Below are 18,865 nucleotides of genomic sequence, written 5' to 3' on the forward strand. Positions count from 1 at the left end.
TAGATTCATATCAATATCCACTTTTCAGTAAGCCAAGAATTAAACGCTTTCAAAAAAACCAAAAAAATAAATGGCGGATGCATATTTACATACAAGCAACCATTTCATGCACAACAGGTTACTTTTTGGTCATTTCTTGGTTATATTCTAATCGCATAATACCCATAAGTCAATCATAAACACTAAATTTTTTCATTATTTTTATTATATTAATCTTTTAATCAAGTAAGAGAGGTAAGAGAAGGCCGTAGAATCTTGCAAAAGATATACACCGATGTTATCATTTTTTAAGCAACTATTGATTAACTTTTGGTTTTTATTATATATTTATGTTACGTAAAGATTCAAGAAGGAGTTTTTTATATGAAACTGATGCGGATTCAGGAAATGGAGGAGTACATTTTATCGCATGGCACTGTTTCCTTAGATGAGCTGTGCCAGGTGTTCAATGTCTCCAAAAACACAGTCAGACGTGATATCAACAAGCTAACAGAAAAGGGTGCGATTGAAAAAGTATACGGCGGCGTAACATCTATTGAAAAAACCGCATTAGTTCCTTTTGAAAATCGCACCATTCAGCACCAGGATGAAAAAACAAAAATCGCCCATTATGCTTCCCGATTTATTGAAGATCACGATTTGGTCTTCATTGATTCAGGAACGACGACAAAGTCTATTCTTGATACGCTTGATCCAGCCAAAAATGTCACCATCTTAACCAACAGTTTAGACATTATCAATGCGGCGTCAGCTTTGAAGAATATCAACTTAATCATTATCGGAAACAACTATAAGAGAAAAACCCGCTCCTTTGTCGGCATGGACGACCCGGCTATGCTTGATAAGTACAATATCAACAAAGCCTTTATGTCCGCTACCGGAACGACGCTGACTCACGGATTGACCAATTCGGATCTGCTGGAGTATGAAATTAAAAAGAGGATTTCGGAAAAAGCAAAAGAAGTGTATCTATTGGCTGACCATTCTAAATTCGGAAAATCAACGCTTCTGACGTATGCACCGTTTGACAGGCTGCATTGCATTGTGACCTCTCAGCCATTAGACGACGAGTACACGCAGTACTGCAATGAGCATCAAATCGGCATTCATCTGGCCTAACGTTTACAATAGTGTTGAGAGTCTATCATCCATTTTATTCTAGGAGGCAGATCATGAAAAAAGCGAAGCTCGGAAAATCAGACTTGCAGGTATTCCCTATCGGATTAGGAACAAATGCTGTCGGAGGACATAACCTCTACCCGAACCTAAATGAAGAAACCGGAAAAGAATTGGTGCGCGAGGCGATCCGTAATGGCGTGACAATGTTAGACACCGCTTATATTTACGGGATCGGCCGTTCCGAAGAATTAATTGGTGAAGTGCTGCGTGAATTCAACCGTGAAGATGTTGTCATCGCTACAAAAGCCGCTCACAGAAAACAAGGCAATGACTTTGTCTTTGATAATTCACCAGAATTTCTTAAAAAATCAGTTGATGAAAGCCTGAAACGCTTGAATACCGATTATATCGATTTGTTCTACATTCACTTCCCTGACGAACATACGCCTAAGGATGAAGCCGTTAACGCGCTGAATGAGATGAAGAAAGCCGGAAAAATCCGCTCCATCGGTGTATCCAACTTCTCTTTAGAGCAATTGAAAGAAGCAAACAAAGACGGTTTGGTAGATGTATTGCAAGGCGAATACAACCTGTTAAACCGTGAAGCGGAAAAAACATTCTTCCCGTATACGAAGGAGCATAATATTTCATTTATCCCTTACTTCCCTCTCGTATCAGGTTTATTGGCAGGAAAGTATACAGAAGATACAACGTTCCCAGAAGGCGACCTGCGAAACGAACAGGAACACTTCAAGGGCGAGCGTTTCAAAGAAAATATCAGAAAGGTCAACAAGCTTGCGCCGATTGCCGAAAAACACAACGTGGATATCCCTCACATCGTATTGGCCTGGTATTTAGCAAGACCGGAAATTGATATTTTAATCCCGGGAGCAAAACGTGCCGATCAGCTGATTGATAACATCAAAACAGCCGACGTGACGCTTTCTCAAGAGGATATTTCATTTATTGATAATCTGTTCGCATAAGAAGAAAACAGCCTTCTCCAATGGAGAAGGCTGTTTTTTTGTGCGATAAATTCCTAAATAACTGATTTTGAAGCAAAACCTTACAAAATGAGCCATAAATCCGATAAAATAAAGGTAGTTTATCTCAGAAAGAAAGTGATTGAGAAAGCAAAAGTATGAAACGTTCATATCATCCAGCTCATATGAAATAAAGCTGACCCAGCTTCTTTTATTTGCTGGTCAGAATAGCAGACCGTTTCGATGGTCTATGGGGGAAACCGAATGAAACTTAAATATGTAAAAGCCTTAGTTGCAGTAACCGTTGCTTTAGGTCTACTGCTGCCATCAACGATTTCTCATGCAAAGAGCTTTAGCGGCCGCTCATCATCTAGTTACAGCAGCCGGAGTTCAAGCTCGTCATACAGCGGAAGCTATAAATCAAGCCCGAAATCAAGCTACAGCTCAGGATCAAGCTCTTCTAGCAAAAAATCCAAGACGTCTGACGATTCATCATCATCGATTTCGCTTAAAAAGAAGCCTTCGGAAAAGGCAAGCTCATCAAGCTCTAAAAAATCGTCAGGGACCTTTTCCGGCGCTACATCAAAAGTAAGCGGAAAGACATACAGCGGAAAAACGTCTAAAGCTTATGTTGGCGGACGTTATGTTTCAGTGAATCATTACTATCACGCAGGTTTCGCGCCATCAGGATGGTTTGGATATTATAGCGGATTTACAATGGGTATGTTCATGATCAGCATGATGCACCCATGGGGTTACACCTATCATCCAGTCGGAGGCCCAGGCTATGTTTCGTATGGCGCTTCACCCATTGCCTGGATCGTTGATATCATTGCTTTGATCATTATTTTAATCATTGTCATCGCGTTGATTCGCGCATTTAAAGCACCGAAGACGTACAGAAGGAGATTTTAGGCAATGAGATTAATATTAAATGAGCAAGAAATTGTAGACGGAATTTGCGTGTATATTTCCAATGAAGAAGATATCTACCCTGAAGACGTTGAAGTAAAAGAACTATCGTACAACAAGCGTACAGGGTTCTTCGCTGAAGCCACATTTGGCCTGCACCACAAGCAGCTTATGTCAGATGACATTTCAGAAGGCATTATTCAGTTCTTAGAGGAATACCACAACTTCAATCCGGACGTTACCGTCGTTGAATTGCAATTTGATAAGAAAAAAGGCTTCTCCGCCTTGGTTTTCGTCAACGAAGCAGAAGAATAAAAATGTCTTAATCAAAACCTTACTCCGCGCGGGTAAGGTTTTTTTAATGGTTTCTCTGAGCATAAAGTTATTTCGTTTTTCCTAAACTCAGCGGATCTGTGATCATCTCTTTTGGCTTTAATGTTTCCGTTTGTTCAAAACAAATGTTTCAAATGAGATAGGAAATGGGTACTAATCTATTAACTTTGTTATACATTTTAGATACTCATTGGCTCAACAACTGAGGAGGAGACATTTGTGAAGAAAGACACAAGGAAATATATGATCTACTTTTTCGGCGCTTTAGGGGGACTGCTATATGGTTACGATACAGGCGTTATCTCAGGAGCACTCCTGTTTATCAATAACGATATTCCTTTAACGACATTGACAGAAGGATTGGTTGTCAGCATGCTGCTCCTTGGCGCGATTTTCGGTTCTGCCTTGAGCGGCACATGCTCAGACCGCTGGGGCAGGAGAAAGGTTGTATTTGTCCTTTCCATCATTTTTATTATCGGTGCGCTCGCTTGTGCATTTTCTCAAACAATCGGCATGCTGATTGCATCTAGGGTGATACTCGGGTTGGCCGTCGGCGGTTCAACGGCACTTGTGCCCGTGTATCTTTCCGAAATGGCACCGACGAAAATTCGCGGGACACTCGGCACAATGAACAACTTAATGATTGTCACCGGGATTTTGCTCGCCTATATCGTTAACTACCTGTTCACACCGTTTGAAGCGTGGCGCTGGATGGTCGGTCTGGCCGCAGTACCTGCCGTGCTTCTATTAATCGGCATCGCGTTCATGCCGGAATCGCCAAGATGGCTCGTGAAGCGCGGCCGTGAAGAAGAAGCGAGACGCATCATGAACATCACTCATGACCCCAAAGACATTGAAATGGAATTGGCAGAGATGAAGCAAGGAGAAGCGGAGAAAAAAGAAACGACACTTGGCGTGCTGAAAGCCAAATGGATTCGCCCCATGCTTCTGATTGGCGTCGGCCTTGCCATTTTCCAGCAGGCGGTCGGCATTAACACGGTCATCTACTACGCGCCAACCATTTTTACGAAGGCCGGTCTTGGCACATCAGCTTCGGCGCTCGGCACAATGGGAATCGGCATCCTCAACGTCATCATGTGTATCACTGCCATGATCTTAATTGACCGTGTCGGCCGCAAAAAACTTCTGATCTGGGGAAGTATCGGCATCACACTGAGCCTTGCTGCTTTATCAGGCGTGCTCCTAACGCTCGGACTTTCCGCATCAACAGCGTGGATGACAGTAGTCTTTCTAGGTGTCTATATCGTCTTTTACCAGGCGACATGGGGTCCGGTAGTGTGGGTGCTCATGCCTGAGCTCTTCCCGTCCAAAGCACGCGGAGCCGCGACAGGGTTCACGACTTTGGTGTTATCGGCGGCCAATCTGATCGTGTCGCTCGTCTTCCCGCTGATGCTAAGCGCGATGGGCATCGCATGGGTCTTTATGGTTTTCTCAGTCATTTGTCTTCTCTCATTTTTCTTCGCGTTCTACATGGTACCGGAAACCAAAGGGAAAAGCTTGGAGGAAATTGAAGCAAGCCTGAAAAAACGGTTTAAAAAGAAGAAAAGCACCCAAAACCAAGTGCTGAATGAGCGTACATTATAAAAAAAGGAATCGTCTCCTTATGGGACGATTCCTTTTTCTGTTTACACCATGACCTTGCAAATATTGTTCGTAAATTCCACAGGGTCCTGAATCGGCAGGCCTTCGATGAGAAGCGCCTGATTGTACAGAAGGTTTGTGTACAGGCTCAGCTTCTCTTTATCTTGTTCAAACGCGTCCTGCAGCGTTTGGAATACCTCGTGATTCGGGTTGATTTCCAGCACTTTTTCCGCCTTCACATTTTGGCTGTCAGGCATCGCGTTTAAGATTTTTTCCATCTCAATTGTCACTTCGCCGTCAGCAGCAAGGCAGACTGGATGTGATTTAAGCCGTTTTGAGATTCTGACGTTTTTCACTTTGTCTGACAGAATGTTTTTCATTTCCTCAAACAGATCCTTATACTTGTTTTCCTCTTCCTCGGACTGCTTTTGATCCTCATCCGTGTCTATGCCAAGGTCTCCGCTTGATACGGACTTGAATTCTTTTTCCTGATAAGAAGCCAGCATTTTAATTGCAAACTCATCGATGTCCTCAGTAAAGTAGAGGATTTCATAGCCTTTGTCCGCCACCATTTCCGTTTGCGGCAGTTTCTCAATGCGGTCGTAAGAATCACCGGTCGCGTAATAAATGTATTTCTGCTCCTCTGGCATTCTGGAAACATACTCGTCTAAGCTGACCAGTTTTTTCTCTTTTGAAGAGTAGAATAATAGGAGATCCTTCAATTGATCCTTATTCGCGCCAAAATCATTGTACACGCCGAATTTCAGCTGTCTGCCGAACGACTTGTAGAACGTCTCGTATTTCTCGCGGTCTTTTTTCAACAGGCTTTGCAGCTCGCTTTTGATTTTCTTGCTGATGTTTTTCGCGATCAGCTTCAGCTGGCGGTCATGCTGCAGCATTTCTCTGGAAATATTCAGCGACAGATCCTCAGAATCGACCATGCCCTTCACAAAGCTGAAGTGGTCCGGTAGCAGGTCTGCGCACTTATTCATGATCAGCACGCCATTGGAATACAGCTCCAAGCCTTTCTCATATTCCTTGGAATAGTAGTCAAACGGCATGTTTTCAGGGATGAATAGAATCGCGTTGTAGCGAACGGCTCCATCCACGCTGATATGAACGTGTGTGAGCGGTTTATCAAACCCGTAATGCTTTTCAGCATAGAATTTTTCATAATCCTCATCTGTCAGCTCGCTTTTGTTTTTTCTCCAGATCGGCACCATGCTGTTGACCGTCTGCTCTTCCTGCACCTCTTCAAATTCATTTTCGCTTCCTTCCTTCGGCTTATTAATGGTGGTATCCATTTTGATCGGGTAGCGAATGAAGTCGGAGTACTTCTTGATGATCGCTTTTAAACGATATTCCTCTAAAAACTCGTCATAGCTGTCATCTTCTGTGTTCTCTTTGATTTTCAGGATAATGTCTGTACCGACAGAATCCTTTTCACACGGCTCAATCGTATAGCCGTCTGCACCCGCAGACTCCCATTTATAAGCCTCTTCGCTGCCAAGCGCTTTACTGATGACTGTCACGACATCGGCAACCATAAATGCCGCGTAAAAACCGACACCGAACTGCCCGATAATGTCATGTCCGTCTTTCAGCTCGTTTTCCTTTTTAAACGCGAGGGAACCGCTTTTTGCAATTGTTCCAAGATGCTGTTCAAGCTCATCCTTTGTCATTCCGATCCCCGTATCAGAGATGGTTAATGTTCTCGCATCTTTGTCAGCTGCGACCTTTATGTAGTAACTGTCTTTATCAAACGTAAGCGCATCGTCCGTAAGCGCTTTGTAATAGATTTTGTCAATCGCATCACTCGAATTGGAGATTAACTCGCGCAGGAAAATTTCTTTTTGGGTGTAAATGGAGTTAATCATCATATCCAGCAAGCGTTTAGACTCTGCTTTAAACTCTTTTTTCGCCACTCTTGATCGCTCCTTTACCATTATGTAAACCCTTTTCAGCATCTATTTATCACATAAGATGACAATTGTCAATTAGATTGATAGATGCATATATATGTAAATTTAACATTAGTTGGATTTGTTTTCACTCTTTTTCTCACTCATTCTCATAAAAAAGAGAGGCTTCATCATCCTCTCTTTTTTTCTGTGTCATTCCAGCGGCCAAACTCCCGCTTCATCCATATATGCACCGGGTAGAAAAACAAACCGAACGGTATTAAAAACAATAGATTATGCCATGAAGCATTCAGAAATGCGCTTGCAGTCACCGGAAACGTAATCTCTTGCAATAAAAAAGAGATGACAGTCAGCACAACAAATGCAGATGGAATGGTAATGAAGCAATAAAACTTGAGCTCCTTCTTATGCTGTACCTTCAAACATACAAACCTCCCAACAATTTCTAATTCATCTTAACATATGCTGGCCTTTCTTTTCTCGCATGTTTATCACTGCACATAGCGGGAAGACAAATAGAAAAAGGAGGTCTCGTATCATGGGAAGACTTGAAAACAAAACAGCAGTGATCACAGGCGCCGCGACAGGCATTGGGCAAGCGACGGCAGAGGTTTTTGCCAATGAAGGCGCGCGTGTGATCATCGGAGATATCAATAAAGATCAAATGGAGGAAACAGTTGACACAATCAGAAAAAACGGAGGACAGGCAGAATCCTTTCACCTCGATGTGTCAGATGAAAACAGTGTGAAAGCATTTGCTGATCAAATCAAGGATGCATGCGGAACGATTGATATTCTGTTTAATAATGCCGGCGTTGATCAGGAAGGCGGAAAGGTGCACGAATATCCGGTTGACCTGTTTGACCGCATTATCGCCGTCGACCTGCGCGGCACGTTCCTTTGCAGCAAATATCTGATTCCGCTCATGCTCGAAAAAGGAGGCTCCATCATCAATACCTCCTCCATGTCAGGCCGGGCCGCGGATCTCGACCGCTCCGGCTACAATGCTGCAAAAGGCGGGATCACGAACCTGACTAGAGCGATGGCGATTGATTACGCTCGAAACGGCATCCGCGTCAATTCTATCTCACCGGGCACGATCGAAACACCGCTGATTGATAAACTGGCAGGCACCAAAGAACAGGAAATGGGCGAACAATTCCGCGAAGCCAACAAATGGATCACGCCGCTCGGACGTCTTGGCCAGCCCAAAGAAATGGCAACAGTGGCCCTGTTTCTCGCGTCAGACGACAGCTCATACGTCACGGGAGAAGACATCACCGCAGACGGCGGCATCATGGCGTACACATGGCCTGGGAAGATGCTGATTGATGAGAAATGGAAGGAAGAAACGAAATAAGAGAGGGAGCCCCCTCTCTTTTTGTCTTTTAAAGCAATACAACCTTATATTTCTTCACATCCAAAAACTGCAAAAACTCCCTCGCCAGCACTTCTGGCTCATGTGTCTTTCCTTCATCCAGCCGATACAAAAGCAACCCGATAATCATTGCGGATACATAATGGGCATAAAGCTTTTTCTCTGCGTGAATATCAGTTTGCTGATGCAGATAAAACGATTCCAGCGCTTTGAACATATCAGGTATCACATGAGGAACACCCCATTCCCGATTGAGAAAATGGACAATGGGTATGTTTGACAAAGCAGAAAGCAGACTGGCGAGCGCCTTCTCCGCTTCCTTTAAGGAAAATTCATTCGGGCTGGAGGCAATCGTCAGGTGATCAATGATCTCCGCACATGATCGCTGTATCATGGTTTGGAGCAATTCCTCCTTATTGGCATAGTGATCATAAAAGGTTGCACGGCGGATATTGCTTTTCCGGGTAATATCCGAAATCGTGATGGCTGCGTAGTCTTTTTTCTCCGCCAGCACGTCCAGAAATGCCTTCTGGAGCGCCTCTCTCGTTCGAACCACCCGCCTGTCGATTTGCTTGTCCTTCTCTCGCTCTCCTGGCACAGCTTGTCCAAACAGCCAATAAAATCTCTTTTGAGAAACAAGCTCCCATACCTTTTGGCTGATAGCTTCCGGAGTCGCGGCCGCATCCTCATTCAGCCAATACAGGATGATCGCGTACGTGTACAAGGCCCGGTAATGTCCGTAAATTTCCCGTTCGATCGGCGTCAAATTCACATGGACCGGAGTCAGCAGAACATCCTGCTGAAACACATCCTTAAAAAAACGATGGAAATGCCCTCTGTTCATCATCACAGAAAAAAAGGATCGATGTTCATGAACAAAGGATAGCGTCGGATGCACCGTTTGCCGTTTTTTGTTCAAATGGAGGGTATCCATATGACTGAAGGCGTCAAAAAGCGCTTTGCCCAGCCCTTCCTTCATGTCTTCGATTAAATCCTCAATGATTGAAAACTTATCCTCATAATAAAGGTAGAGCGATCCGCGGCTCACTTTGGCCTTCTCAGCGATTTCTTTCATTGTGATGTGTTGAATATCTCTTTCTTTCAATAAGGCCAGCAACGCCTCTTTCACTTGAGCTTCGGCAGATTCCGGCACAAAAGACACCCCCAATCATTAGACAAATGTTCGATATATGTACGGTAACGTATAGATGGTTCACCGTTGTCTTTCTTACAGAAAAGGTACCCCCTTATAATAGGTCCGAGAAAAGAAGAAAGCAAATGAGGGGGATTTTACAATGGAACAGCAAGTAAAGGACGACATTCAGCGCGTTTTTCAGCTTCAGAAAAAACAGCAAAAAGCCTTGCGCGCTTCAACAGCGGAACAGCGGAGAGAAAAGCTTCAACGCTTTTTAGATTCCGTCATCGCCCATGAAGAAGAAATCATCGAAGCGATCCGCAAAGACGTCCGCAAACCATATCACGAAGTCAAAAAAGCGGAAATCGAAGGAACAAAAAAAGCGATCAGAGATAATATGAATAACCTGGAACAATGGATGGCGCCTAAAGAAGTCGGTTCATCGTTAAGCCCTGACGCAAACGGAATTCTTATGTACGAGCCTAAAGGCGTCACACTCATCCTCGGCCCGTGGAACTATCCGTTTATGCTGACGATGGCGCCGCTTGCCGCTTCTCTCGCAGCCGGAAACAGCGCGATTGTGAAGCTGTCCGATTTCACGATGAACACGAGCAACATTGCCGCTAAAGTGATAAGAGACGCTTTTGATGAAAAAGAAGTCGCGATTTTTGAAGGAGAGGTTGAGGTGGCAACCGAACTACTTGATCAGCCGTTCGACCATATTTTCTTCACTGGAAGCACAAATGTCGGGAAAATCGTCATGACAGCGGCTGCCAAACACTTGGCATCTGTCACACTTGAGCTTGGCGGCAAGAGCCCGACGATTATCGACAGTGAATACGATCTGATGGACGCAGCGAAAAAGATCGCCGTCGGGAAATTCGTAAACGCCGGCCAAACCTGCATCGCACCTGATTACCTGTTCATTAAAAAAGACGTTCAGGACCGGTTCGCGGGGATTTTACAAACAGTCGTCAACGCTGGATTTATGGAGGATGATCACAACCCAGACCGCAGCAAATTTACGCAGATCGTCAATGACCGCAACTTCAACCGCGTCAAAGATCTGTTCGACGATGCCATCAAAAAAGGGGCGGAAGTGGTGTTCGGCGGCGTATTTGATGCCAGCGACCGCACGATTTCGCCAACCGTTTTGAAAAACGTCACGTCCGACATGAAAATCATGCAGGAGGAAATCTTCGCACCGATCCTGCCAATGATGAACTATGAAGACATCGACGAGGTCATCGATTACGTAAATGACCGCGATAAACCGCTTGCACTTTATGTGTTCAGCAAAAACCAAGACCTGATTGACAACGTCCTCCAGCACACGACATCAGGAAATGCCGCCATCAATGATGTCGTCGTCCATTTCAGTGACGTCAACCTGCCATTCGGCGGCGTCAACACAAGCGGAATCGGCTCCTATCATGGGGTATACGGATTCAAAGAGTTTTCTCATGAGAAGGGTGTATTTATTCAGGCCTCTAAATAATCGTAATGAAGAGAATCTGCATCACCTTGCAGATTCTTTTTTTATCTTTATATCACCTAAATAAAGAGATTAAAAGTGATAAAATACCATTTTCACTACGAGACCAAATTCCTCTAGTCTATCTCATTGAAACCCTGCAGCCTCTAACGTATAATATCCCAGAAAACTTCAAAGGAGTAAAATGATACATGGAAAAACCAGCAGGATTTTTTGAATCGGGCAGCAGCCTCTATTATTGATGTATTCATTATAGCTATATTCTCTTTCATTATGATTTTCATTAACACCTTCATTGTGTTGCCACTCATTGATGCAGCAGGTACACACATGTCAGAAGCCCAATATGAGTTTTTCATGTTGATCATTGGCACAATCCCTGTTTTGGCCATCATATTTATTTTCGCTATTCTTTACTATAGCTTGCTGACTTCTTCAAACATGCAAGCAACATTGGGAAAAAAACTCAGGGGCATCATCGTTGTCAATCAGTATGGCGAGCGTATTTCTTTTTGGCACAGCTTCGGCCGTTTCTTCGCTTACACATTATCTAAGATCTTATATATCGGTTTTATCATGGCGGCCTTTCCCTCTAAACTGGCATTACATGATTATATTTGCGGGACAAAGGTTCTCTATAAAAATAAATATCTTGATTGATCAAAAAAACAGGCTGGCGAGGTTAACCTCGCCAGCCTGTTTTACTATTTCCCAAAAGCCATCAGCTTCGTATAACTTCCAATATAAAGTGTTCCGTCCTCAGCGAGCTGAGGAGAAGACACGACGTTACTGTCAGTTTGATAGCTCCATAATTCATTGCCGTTTGCGTCTGCCGCATAAACCTTCATATCATCTGACCCGAAATACACCGTTCCCTTCGCGTCAATCAGCGGCGCCGTTCTGACAGGGCCGTCTGTATAGAATGACCAGTTCATATCCCCGTTTTTGCTGATGGAAAACAGCTCGCCGCTTCCTGAGCCGATGTAGATATTGCCATTATGATCAATCGCAGGAGATGAGCTGGAGAACCCGTTTAGCGGGAATGTCCATTTCAAACTGCCTGTTGATGTATAAGCATACAGCTGTCCATCTTGGTTGCCGGCATAAACGTTGCCGTCCTTATCAATCACCGGATATCCTTTAAACGCATTTGACGTCGTTCTGGACCATTTCACCTGTCCGGTTCCGGAGTTGATCGCATAAAACACGTAATTATATGTGCCGACATACACGGTGCCGTTTTTGGCAAGCACCGGCACAGAGCTGACGACACCATTTGTTTTCAACTTCCAGCGCTCTGTCCAAGTTGATTTTGACGTCGGTTTGATCGCGTGAACATAATTATCAAGTGTTGAGAAATACAACGTCCCGTCTGAACCGATCACCGTTTCAGAGCTTGGCCCGCCGCTTAACGGAACCGTTGTTAAAATTTCTCCCGTTTCTTTGTCAATAAAATAAATCTTTTTGTCATAGGATGCCAAATAGATAACGCCGTTGGTCCCAAGTACAGGAGATTGCGTATATGTTTTTCCAAGATTGCCCGTCACCCATTTGACTGAGCCGTCTGGATTAAAGGCTTTCATTTCCCCGTCTCTGGAATGAAGATATACTGTGCCGTCTCCGTCAATCACAGCCCCCGCTCCATTTTGCGGAGTCGTTCTGATGTCGTTTTGCCATTTCAGCGTCCCGTCTGTATTTCCGGCGAACCGGCTTTCGCGTGACCAGTTAAACATGGCAGGCGCCATCGCTTGTACCTCATATCTTCCTGTCAAAAAGCCAGATGCTCCATTATTTTGAGAAAATACCGTTTCCGCCGCATAAGCAGCTGTCGGCTGAAACACTTTGGCAGCGGGCACATCAGAAACAGCACCGGCCGAAACAGCCGCCGCCACCGCAGCTCCCGCAATCAAAGCTTTCATACGAAATGACTTGACCATCATTGAGACCCCCATTATATGTAACTTCTAATTTGTGACCATCATAACATATTCATCCATTTTATAAATATATTTCACAAAAACATCACAAACTAGAAAACTATGTAAGAGTATTCACGGACGTTTTTTCAGCACCCGGCCGAAATGCAGCCACAAACCAAATGACGTTGACAGCAGCCGCAGCGAGACTAATTCCGAAAACAAAGATCACCTCAGAAAGCAGATGGTCACTAAAGAAACTAAACATCAAGATAAAACCGGCCGAAGACAAATGAATCAAAAGCCCGAAGCCGCAAAGCACCGCCATGACATACCTCATTGCATCGACTCCGAGCATATAAACGAGAAATGGAATGAAATACAATACAAGGATCATACCGACAGCTGACCACATGCCAACCGAATTAAACTGATTGGCCGCCGCTCCCGTTCCGGCCAGCGGCGAAAGTGAAGCCGCCACAATCACGGCGCAAAAAAGAAACGCAGAAATGGTTGTCATGATCGCCACGCTATTTTTTTTAGACATCAAACTCCTCCTTTAATAGAAATATTAACCTTTTTTATTATAAGTAAGTTGAAAGTTATATTCATTATATTTTTTAAAAATCCAGAACATACAGAAATGATATGATTATTTCTAGTATATTTATATAGTAAAAAACAAAGGATAAAAGACTCATTTTTCTGTAATATCAGGATTTTATCACCATACTATATTGCATGTACTTGTTTTTCAAAGTATACTATTCCAGATTAATTCAGAGGAGAGAGAAAAATACATGGAAAAACCAGCAGGATTTTGGATTCGTTTTTTAGCTTATTTTATTGATGGCATTATTGTATCTGTTCCTAGTTATATTATTCTATTTGTGATCAATTCTGTTTTTGTAGCTGGGGCTGTGGCAACAAACCCTTACATGACGGAAGAAGAGTATTTAGTGAAATACATGACGCTTGCATTTTTGCCTACTATGCTGATCATGATCGTCATCAGCGTGTTATATTACGGGCTGCTCACAGCTTCTAAAATGCAAGGCACACTTGGCAAAAAAATTCTTGGCCTGAAAGTGGTCAATGAACAAGGTGAACGGGTTTCTGTCGGACAGGGAATTGGCCGTTACTTTGCCTATATCTTATCTGGAATCATCTTTTATATCGGGTTTATCATGATCGCCTTTGGAGAGAAAAAAGGCCTGCATGACATCATTTGCAAAACACGTGTCGTGTATAAATAATAGAAAAAAGTCTAGACGCCAATAGGCATCTAGACTTTTGTTTTCTTTACAATAGGCTGCCACGACAGATACGTAGCGCTTCTCCACAGCCACTCAAACGGCCCCATCCGAAAGACACGAAGCCAAAGGTGGCTGAAGACCATTTGAACGGCACAAACAGCAATTGTAATGAGCACACCGGCAGCAGGGTACACTTTTCCATACAGGCCCAAGCCGTAATGATAAAAAATCCAAGTACATACAATAGACTGCATCAGATAATTGGTAAATGCCATCCTCCCAACAGCGGAGAATGATTGCAGCACTGTTCTCACTCTTGTTTTATGATAAAGATAGACAACCGTTGTAACATAGAAAAACATGAGGAAAGGCGCGCCAATCAGCAAACATATTTCTTTATCCGTTACACTGTACAGCACCTGGGCGCCGATGCCGATGACAAGCCCAGCCATCCACAATCGTTTTAGTCCTTTGCGATGCTTTTCTGGTTCATGCAAGTACCGAGATTTCGCTGCCGCAGCTCCCAGCAAAAACATGCTGAAATATGGAATGGATGCAAAGAAGAAGTTGAGCGGATTATACGTAAGCATGCCATTCGAAGACATGTAAACAAGACGGTCGTGGATCCGCTGTTCTGCAATATCCTTCAGGCTGCCGCTTCCATAAACATGAATCGCTTGTTTTGCCTGCTGTGTTACCGCTTGTACCCATTCCTGTCCATTTGATTGATCAAAACTTGTCAACATGAACGGAATGGAAAACAGAAGATACAAAGAGACCGCCCATATCAGCAGTGTTTTCGGCTTTGCTTTTCGAAACAAGAGCAGGACAAATCCGAGCAGGGCATATTCTGTTAAAATATCCCCGTCCCATATCAAAAAGGCATGAATCGTTCCAAACAAGAGAAGCGCCATTAACCTTCTCACATATAACGGAACAAACCGTTTCCCTTTGTTTTCTGCTCTCTCCATCATGACAACCATGCCAAATCCAAATAAAAAGGAAAACAATAAAATACATTTTGTTTGAATGAAGAATTTCAGTATGTCTGCGGCGGCAAAATCAGCTTCAGACCACTTATCCATGAAAAAATTCTCTTTTCCAAGCATAGACAAATACATATCCGGATAACTGAAATGTGCCAGATTGACAAATAAGATGCCGAAAATCGCCATTCCTCTCAGCACATCAAGCACACCGATCCGCTCATTTGCCAAAGTCGGCTGTAATGAAGACATAGCCATCACGCTCCTTTTTTCTGTACCTTAAGGGTATGAAAAAATGAAGCGCGGAAACATCGATTTAGGTGTCAGGCCGGCATGAAAACCTTACAATCTTGTCATCTTTATGGTTTCATCACCTTTAAATCTAATGCTTCGATATTCTGCAAAACGCGATCAAAACGCAAAGCCTGAGGCTCACATGGGAAGATGTGGCCTTCATACGGGTCGCCCAACGTCCGGAAAAACGGTTCAAATAAACCAGGAACCAATACGCCCACCATCTTTGTATAGTGAGAATCAAGGCGATAGGAGTGAACGGTATTTGCAGGGACATGCAGGAAATCTCCCGGATTCAGCTGAATTTCCTGGCCATCTGCCCACATCGTCATCTGGCCTTCAAGGCAATAAAATGTTTCTGTATGATGTTCATGGTAGTGATCAACGATTCGGTCACCTTTAGGGCCTTCAGATGATACGACGATAAACTGGCCATCTGTATTTTTTTGTGCAGCCACAATGCGGTGAAGCTGATCTCCAGTCAACAGGCGATCTCCTTCTCCAGATTCAAGAACGTATGGAACGGCTCCATCTGGCAGCTCTGTAAGTTCCGCTAATTTGGCCGAACATGCAGGCTTTTCTTCATCTAGAAATACAATGTCCGCTACAGCGGCTGCTTCTGCAAATCGCTCGTTTGAGACTTCTTCGCTTGCGTACGGCGGATGTTCAGCGTGATCATACGGATTCCCAATAACGGAATACAAGTGCGCTACGTTTCCTTTCATCGTGTAAGATACCAGTCTTGTTCTGTGGCTCTGCATCCGGTAGCTGTGCGGTGTTCCCGCCGGAATGTTGGCATAATCACCTGATATTAATAAATAGCGTTCACCATCAAGTGTCAGTTCCAGTTTCCCGTCCAAAACGAGAATTCCTTCATGTGTGTCCTTGTGGACGTGAAGCGGAAAGGCATCTCCTTTTCCCCCGGAAAGAAGCACGATCTCAAACAAATCACCTGTGCTCCTCCCATTCGCCATCACCGTGGCAACCTGTCTGCCGAACAGATAGCGCTCGCCTTCTCCGCTCCGGAGCAAATAAGGCATTTTTTCTTTAGGCAATGAATGTGTACATAATGTTTTCATATTATCGCTTCCTCCAATTTAGACCAGTCTATATATTATCATTTATTTGTCTAGACCGTTCTATATAATTGTAGGAGAAAGGATAACAAAATGCTACCCTTTTTTTCTCACCAGCACTGGTATTTGTTCGGCAATGAGAAGAAGGGGCGTTTTGTCTTTATTCGTTAACGAAAGCATGATGCCGCCCTCAATCATCGAATTAATCAGCGTTCCAAGCTGATTTGCTTCTTCTTCTGCAAATCCGTTTTCCATTAATTTTCTGGCAAAAACCGCTTCCCAGCTTTTAAACACCTTCATGCAAACCGTCCGCAGCGGTTCACTGATTAACGCTGTCTCACTCGCCAGCAAACCGACTGGAATACCTTTAATGCTTTCTGTGTTATCAAATTGGCTGGCTGTTTTTTTGATAAAAAGCTGAATCGCTTCTGTTGGATCAGAGGACTCATCCATGCTTTGCTGTATCAGATGTTCAACAATCTTACCTGTATATGTAACCGCTTCAATTGCTAATTCTTCTTTGCCATTCGGAAAAAAGTGATAAAGCGATCCCTTAGGAGCACCGCTTTCCTTTACAATCTGGTTCAAACCTGTCGCGTGATATCCTTGCAGCTGGAACAGACGTGACGCCGTGTGAAGGATTTTTTCACGTGAATCTCCTCTGCTAGTCATTAAAACATTCCCTCCTAGGTATGGTAGAGCGACTTATATAATATAAAAAAGAACCCTGTGATTGTCAAAAGGGGTAAGACCCTTCCGGATGGGGTAATGTACAAAAACAGCGTCTAGGAGGGATCTCTCAATGACAATCGATCATTCAGTCACGAATACAGAACAGCTTGAACGACAAAACCCAGCCGTAAAAACAAAGCTCAAACTGAAAAAGCTTAAGGATCAGGTGATCGTCATTACCGGCGCTTCAAGCGGAATCGGACTTGTCACGGCGCGAATGGCAGCTGAAAAAGGCGCAAAGGTCGTGGCAGCAGCGCGAAATGAAGACGCGCTGAAGGAGCTCACTGATGAACTAAAGAAAAAAGGGCACGACGCCATATGGGTAAAGGCGGATGTCGGAAAAGAAGAGGACGTCAACCGCATCGCAGAAACCGCGATCAGCACATTCGGCCGCTTTGACACATGGGTCAACAATGCGGCCGTCTCGACTTTCGGACATGCCATGGACGTCACCGTCGAAGACATGAAGCGCATGTTCGACACAAATTTCTGGGGACCTGTTTACGGAACAAGAGCGGCTGTCAAACACTACACCGGCAGAGGTGTGCCGGGCGCACTCATTAATGTAGGAAGCCTGTTCGGAGACAGGGGAACAGTCATTCAATCCACATATGCGTCTGCCAAATTTGCGCTTCACGGCTGGACGGAAAGCATCCGAATGGAGCTTGAAAAGGAACAGGCGCCCGTCTCGGTAACGCTCATCCACCCGGGCAGAATTGACACACCATATAACGAGCATGCGCACAGCTACCTCGACAAACAGCCGGCTCATTACCGCTCCATGATCTATCCGCCGGAAGCGGTCGCCGAAGCGATCCTGTTTGCCGCCGAACACCCTAAGCGCGACATGTACATCGGCTCACAGGCCAAAGCCATCGCCATGCTGGGCGCGCTTTTTCCTCGTCTGACCGACAGACTGATGGAAAAAATCATGTATCACAGCCAGCATGCCGAAAGACCGTCCAAACCGAGAGAAGAAAGCGCTCTTTATGATGCGGGCTGCGGTATGCATGACAGAGGCACAAATAAAGGATGGATGAGGTCAAGAAGCTACTACACAAAAGCGACGAAGCGCCCAATTGTATCGGCGGCTGTTGTTGCCGGACTAGTGGCTTGGGCTGCCGCCAAACGATGCAGGTAATCTCTGACCATAAGAAAAACCCATGCTGTTCCAGCGAACCATGGGTTTTTTAGCTGTTAATCGATAAAAGCCTTGTTCATACGCTGCAGCAGCTCGCCGAACATCTCTTTTTCCTGTGTTGACCATTCTTTCAGCATCTGTTCATAACGTTCAAGGCGCTTTTGCTGATCGGCTTTTAATAGTTGTTTGCCGAGTTTTGTAATGGTAAACAGGCTGACTCTCCCATCAGATGGGTCTGAGAAACGATAGATGAGCTCCTTTGCCTCTAATGCAGCTGCTTGTCTTGAAAGAGTAGAAATATCAAGCTTAAACGATTCAGCCAATTCCTTAACACGAGCAGGCCCAAACTCATCCAATTGTCTCAGTAATAAGTACGAAGATCTCTCCAAATTCCCTGTTCTTTTCTCTGATTGATCCAGATAAACAGCTCTCCTGATAAAAGTCGTCAGCTCATATTCAATTAATTCAACTGGATTTTGATTTTGCAATCGCTCTCGCTCCCTATTCCAATCTCCGGCATTGACAACATCATATATACTTGTATAATACAAATGTACATTAACTGAATAAATACAAGTCGTTATA

19 protein-coding genes are annotated in these 18,865 nt (G+C 44.2%); 10 read left to right on the forward strand and 9 right to left on the reverse strand.

From position 1 onward, the window contains the following. Nucleotides 1–363: 363 nt before the first annotated feature. The 5 genes from iolR (at nt 364) to NX903_RS19610 (ending at nt 4,952) form a co-directional block, all read left to right on the forward strand. The gene (gene iolR, locus NX903_RS19590; RefSeq protein ID WP_003227050.1) at nt 364–1,119 is read left to right on the forward strand and encodes a myo-inositol utilization transcriptional regulator IolR; all 756 of its coding nucleotides are present in this window, start codon (nt 364–366) and stop codon (nt 1,117–1,119) included. 53 nt (nt 1,120–1,172) lie between these two features. Continuing rightward, on the forward strand, nt 1,173–2,105 hold the full coding sequence (locus tag NX903_RS19595) for an aldo/keto reductase (RefSeq protein WP_086344518.1): 933 nt from the start codon (nt 1,173–1,175) through the stop codon (nt 2,103–2,105). A gap of 261 nt (nt 2,106–2,366) precedes the next feature. Then, nucleotides 2,367–3,017, forward strand: coding sequence for a hypothetical protein (locus NX903_RS19600; protein ID WP_086344519.1), 651 nt, complete (start codon nt 2,367–2,369; stop codon nt 3,015–3,017). A gap of 3 nt (nt 3,018–3,020) precedes the next feature. Then, nucleotides 3,021–3,329: a YxcD family protein gene (locus tag NX903_RS19605; protein WP_003227046.1), complete on the forward strand. Its 309-nt coding sequence runs from the start codon at nt 3,021–3,023 to the stop codon at nt 3,327–3,329. A 237-nt stretch (nt 3,330–3,566) separates the two neighbouring features. Next, the gene (locus tag NX903_RS19610; protein ID WP_063335876.1) at nt 3,567–4,952 is read left to right on the forward strand and encodes a sugar porter family MFS transporter; all 1,386 of its coding nucleotides are present in this window, start codon (nt 3,567–3,569) and stop codon (nt 4,950–4,952) included. A gap of 41 nt (nt 4,953–4,993) precedes the next feature. Here NX903_RS19610 and htpG read toward each other — a convergent pair whose 3' ends face one another. Continuing rightward, a complete protein-coding gene (gene htpG / locus NX903_RS19615) occupies nt 4,994–6,874 on the reverse strand; it encodes a molecular chaperone HtpG (RefSeq protein WP_024572431.1) in 1,881 nt (626 codons plus the stop codon). Between the two features lie 167 nt (nt 6,875–7,041). Then, on the reverse strand, nt 7,042–7,293 hold the full coding sequence (locus NX903_RS19620; RefSeq protein ID WP_014481429.1) for a hypothetical protein: 252 nt from the start codon (nt 7,291–7,293) through the stop codon (nt 7,042–7,044). Between the two features lie 116 nt (nt 7,294–7,409). Between NX903_RS19620 and NX903_RS19625 the strand changes: the two genes are divergently transcribed. After that, a complete protein-coding gene (locus NX903_RS19625) occupies nt 7,410–8,231 on the forward strand; it encodes an SDR family oxidoreductase (protein ID WP_086344520.1) in 822 nt (273 codons plus the stop codon). 28 nt (nt 8,232–8,259) lie between these two features. On the opposite strand, the gene NX903_RS19630 is transcribed toward NX903_RS19625, so the two are convergent. Continuing rightward, on the reverse strand, nt 8,260–9,402 hold the full coding sequence (locus tag NX903_RS19630; RefSeq protein WP_086344521.1) for a TetR/AcrR family transcriptional regulator: 1,143 nt from the start codon (nt 9,400–9,402) through the stop codon (nt 8,260–8,262). A gap of 142 nt (nt 9,403–9,544) precedes the next feature. On the opposite strand from NX903_RS19630, the gene NX903_RS19635 reads away from it, so the two are divergent. Then, entirely contained in the window at nt 9,545–10,882 is a 1,338-nt protein-coding gene (locus NX903_RS19635; RefSeq protein ID WP_086344522.1) for an aldehyde dehydrogenase family protein, read from the forward strand. Between the two features lie 210 nt (nt 10,883–11,092). Next, nucleotides 11,093–11,539, forward strand: a complete 447-nt coding sequence (locus tag NX903_RS19640) for an RDD family protein (RefSeq protein ID WP_134983128.1) — start codon at nt 11,093–11,095, stop codon at nt 11,537–11,539. A gap of 44 nt (nt 11,540–11,583) precedes the next feature. Here the strand turns inward: NX903_RS19640 and NX903_RS19645 are convergent, their stop codons facing one another. Both NX903_RS19645 and NX903_RS19650 read right to left on the reverse strand, forming a co-directional pair. Beyond that, a complete protein-coding gene (locus NX903_RS19645; RefSeq protein WP_086344523.1) occupies nt 11,584–12,816 on the reverse strand; it encodes an outer membrane protein assembly factor BamB family protein in 1,233 nt (410 codons plus the stop codon). Between the two features lie 100 nt (nt 12,817–12,916). Beyond that, nucleotides 12,917–13,342, reverse strand: a complete 426-nt coding sequence (locus NX903_RS19650) for a DUF5391 family protein (protein ID WP_024572867.1) — start codon at nt 13,340–13,342, stop codon at nt 12,917–12,919. 253 nt (nt 13,343–13,595) lie between these two features. Between NX903_RS19650 and NX903_RS19655 the strand changes: the two genes are divergently transcribed. Then, complete coding sequence (locus NX903_RS19655) at nt 13,596–14,051, forward strand: RDD family protein (protein WP_015250840.1); 456 nt, start codon at nt 13,596–13,598, stop codon at nt 14,049–14,051. Between the two features lie 29 nt (nt 14,052–14,080). On the opposite strand, the gene NX903_RS19660 is transcribed toward NX903_RS19655, so the two are convergent. The 3 genes from NX903_RS19660 to yxaF all read right to left on the reverse strand — a co-directional run bounded on the left by NX903_RS19660 (nt 14,081) and on the right by yxaF (nt 17,079). Next, a complete protein-coding gene (locus tag NX903_RS19660) occupies nt 14,081–15,289 on the reverse strand; it encodes a DUF418 domain-containing protein (protein ID WP_024572866.1) in 1,209 nt (402 codons plus the stop codon). Nucleotides 15,290–15,396: 107 nt separating this feature from the next. Then, nucleotides 15,397–16,410, reverse strand: a complete 1,014-nt coding sequence (qdoI, locus tag NX903_RS19665) for a quercetin 2,3-dioxygenase (RefSeq protein ID WP_003227025.1) — start codon at nt 16,408–16,410, stop codon at nt 15,397–15,399. Between the two features lie 93 nt (nt 16,411–16,503). Next, a complete protein-coding gene (gene yxaF, locus NX903_RS19670; protein ID WP_019712606.1) occupies nt 16,504–17,079 on the reverse strand; it encodes a transcriptional regulator YxaF in 576 nt (191 codons plus the stop codon). A 130-nt stretch (nt 17,080–17,209) separates the two neighbouring features. Here yxaF and NX903_RS19675 point away from each other — a divergent pair, with 130 nt between their 5' ends. Next, entirely contained in the window at nt 17,210–18,280 is a 1,071-nt protein-coding gene (locus tag NX903_RS19675) for an SDR family oxidoreductase (protein ID WP_086344524.1), read from the forward strand. A 56-nt stretch (nt 18,281–18,336) separates the two neighbouring features. Here NX903_RS19675 and NX903_RS19680 read toward each other — a convergent pair whose 3' ends face one another. Further along, nucleotides 18,337–18,768, reverse strand: coding sequence for a MarR family winged helix-turn-helix transcriptional regulator (locus NX903_RS19680; protein ID WP_003243994.1), 432 nt, complete (start codon nt 18,766–18,768; stop codon nt 18,337–18,339). Nucleotides 18,769–18,865: the final 97 nt, after the last annotated feature.

The sequence above is a fragment of the Bacillus sp. FSL R5-0576 genome, from assembly GCF_038004765.1.
Lineage (GTDB): Bacteria > Bacillota > Bacilli > Bacillales > Bacillaceae > Bacillus > Bacillus subtilis.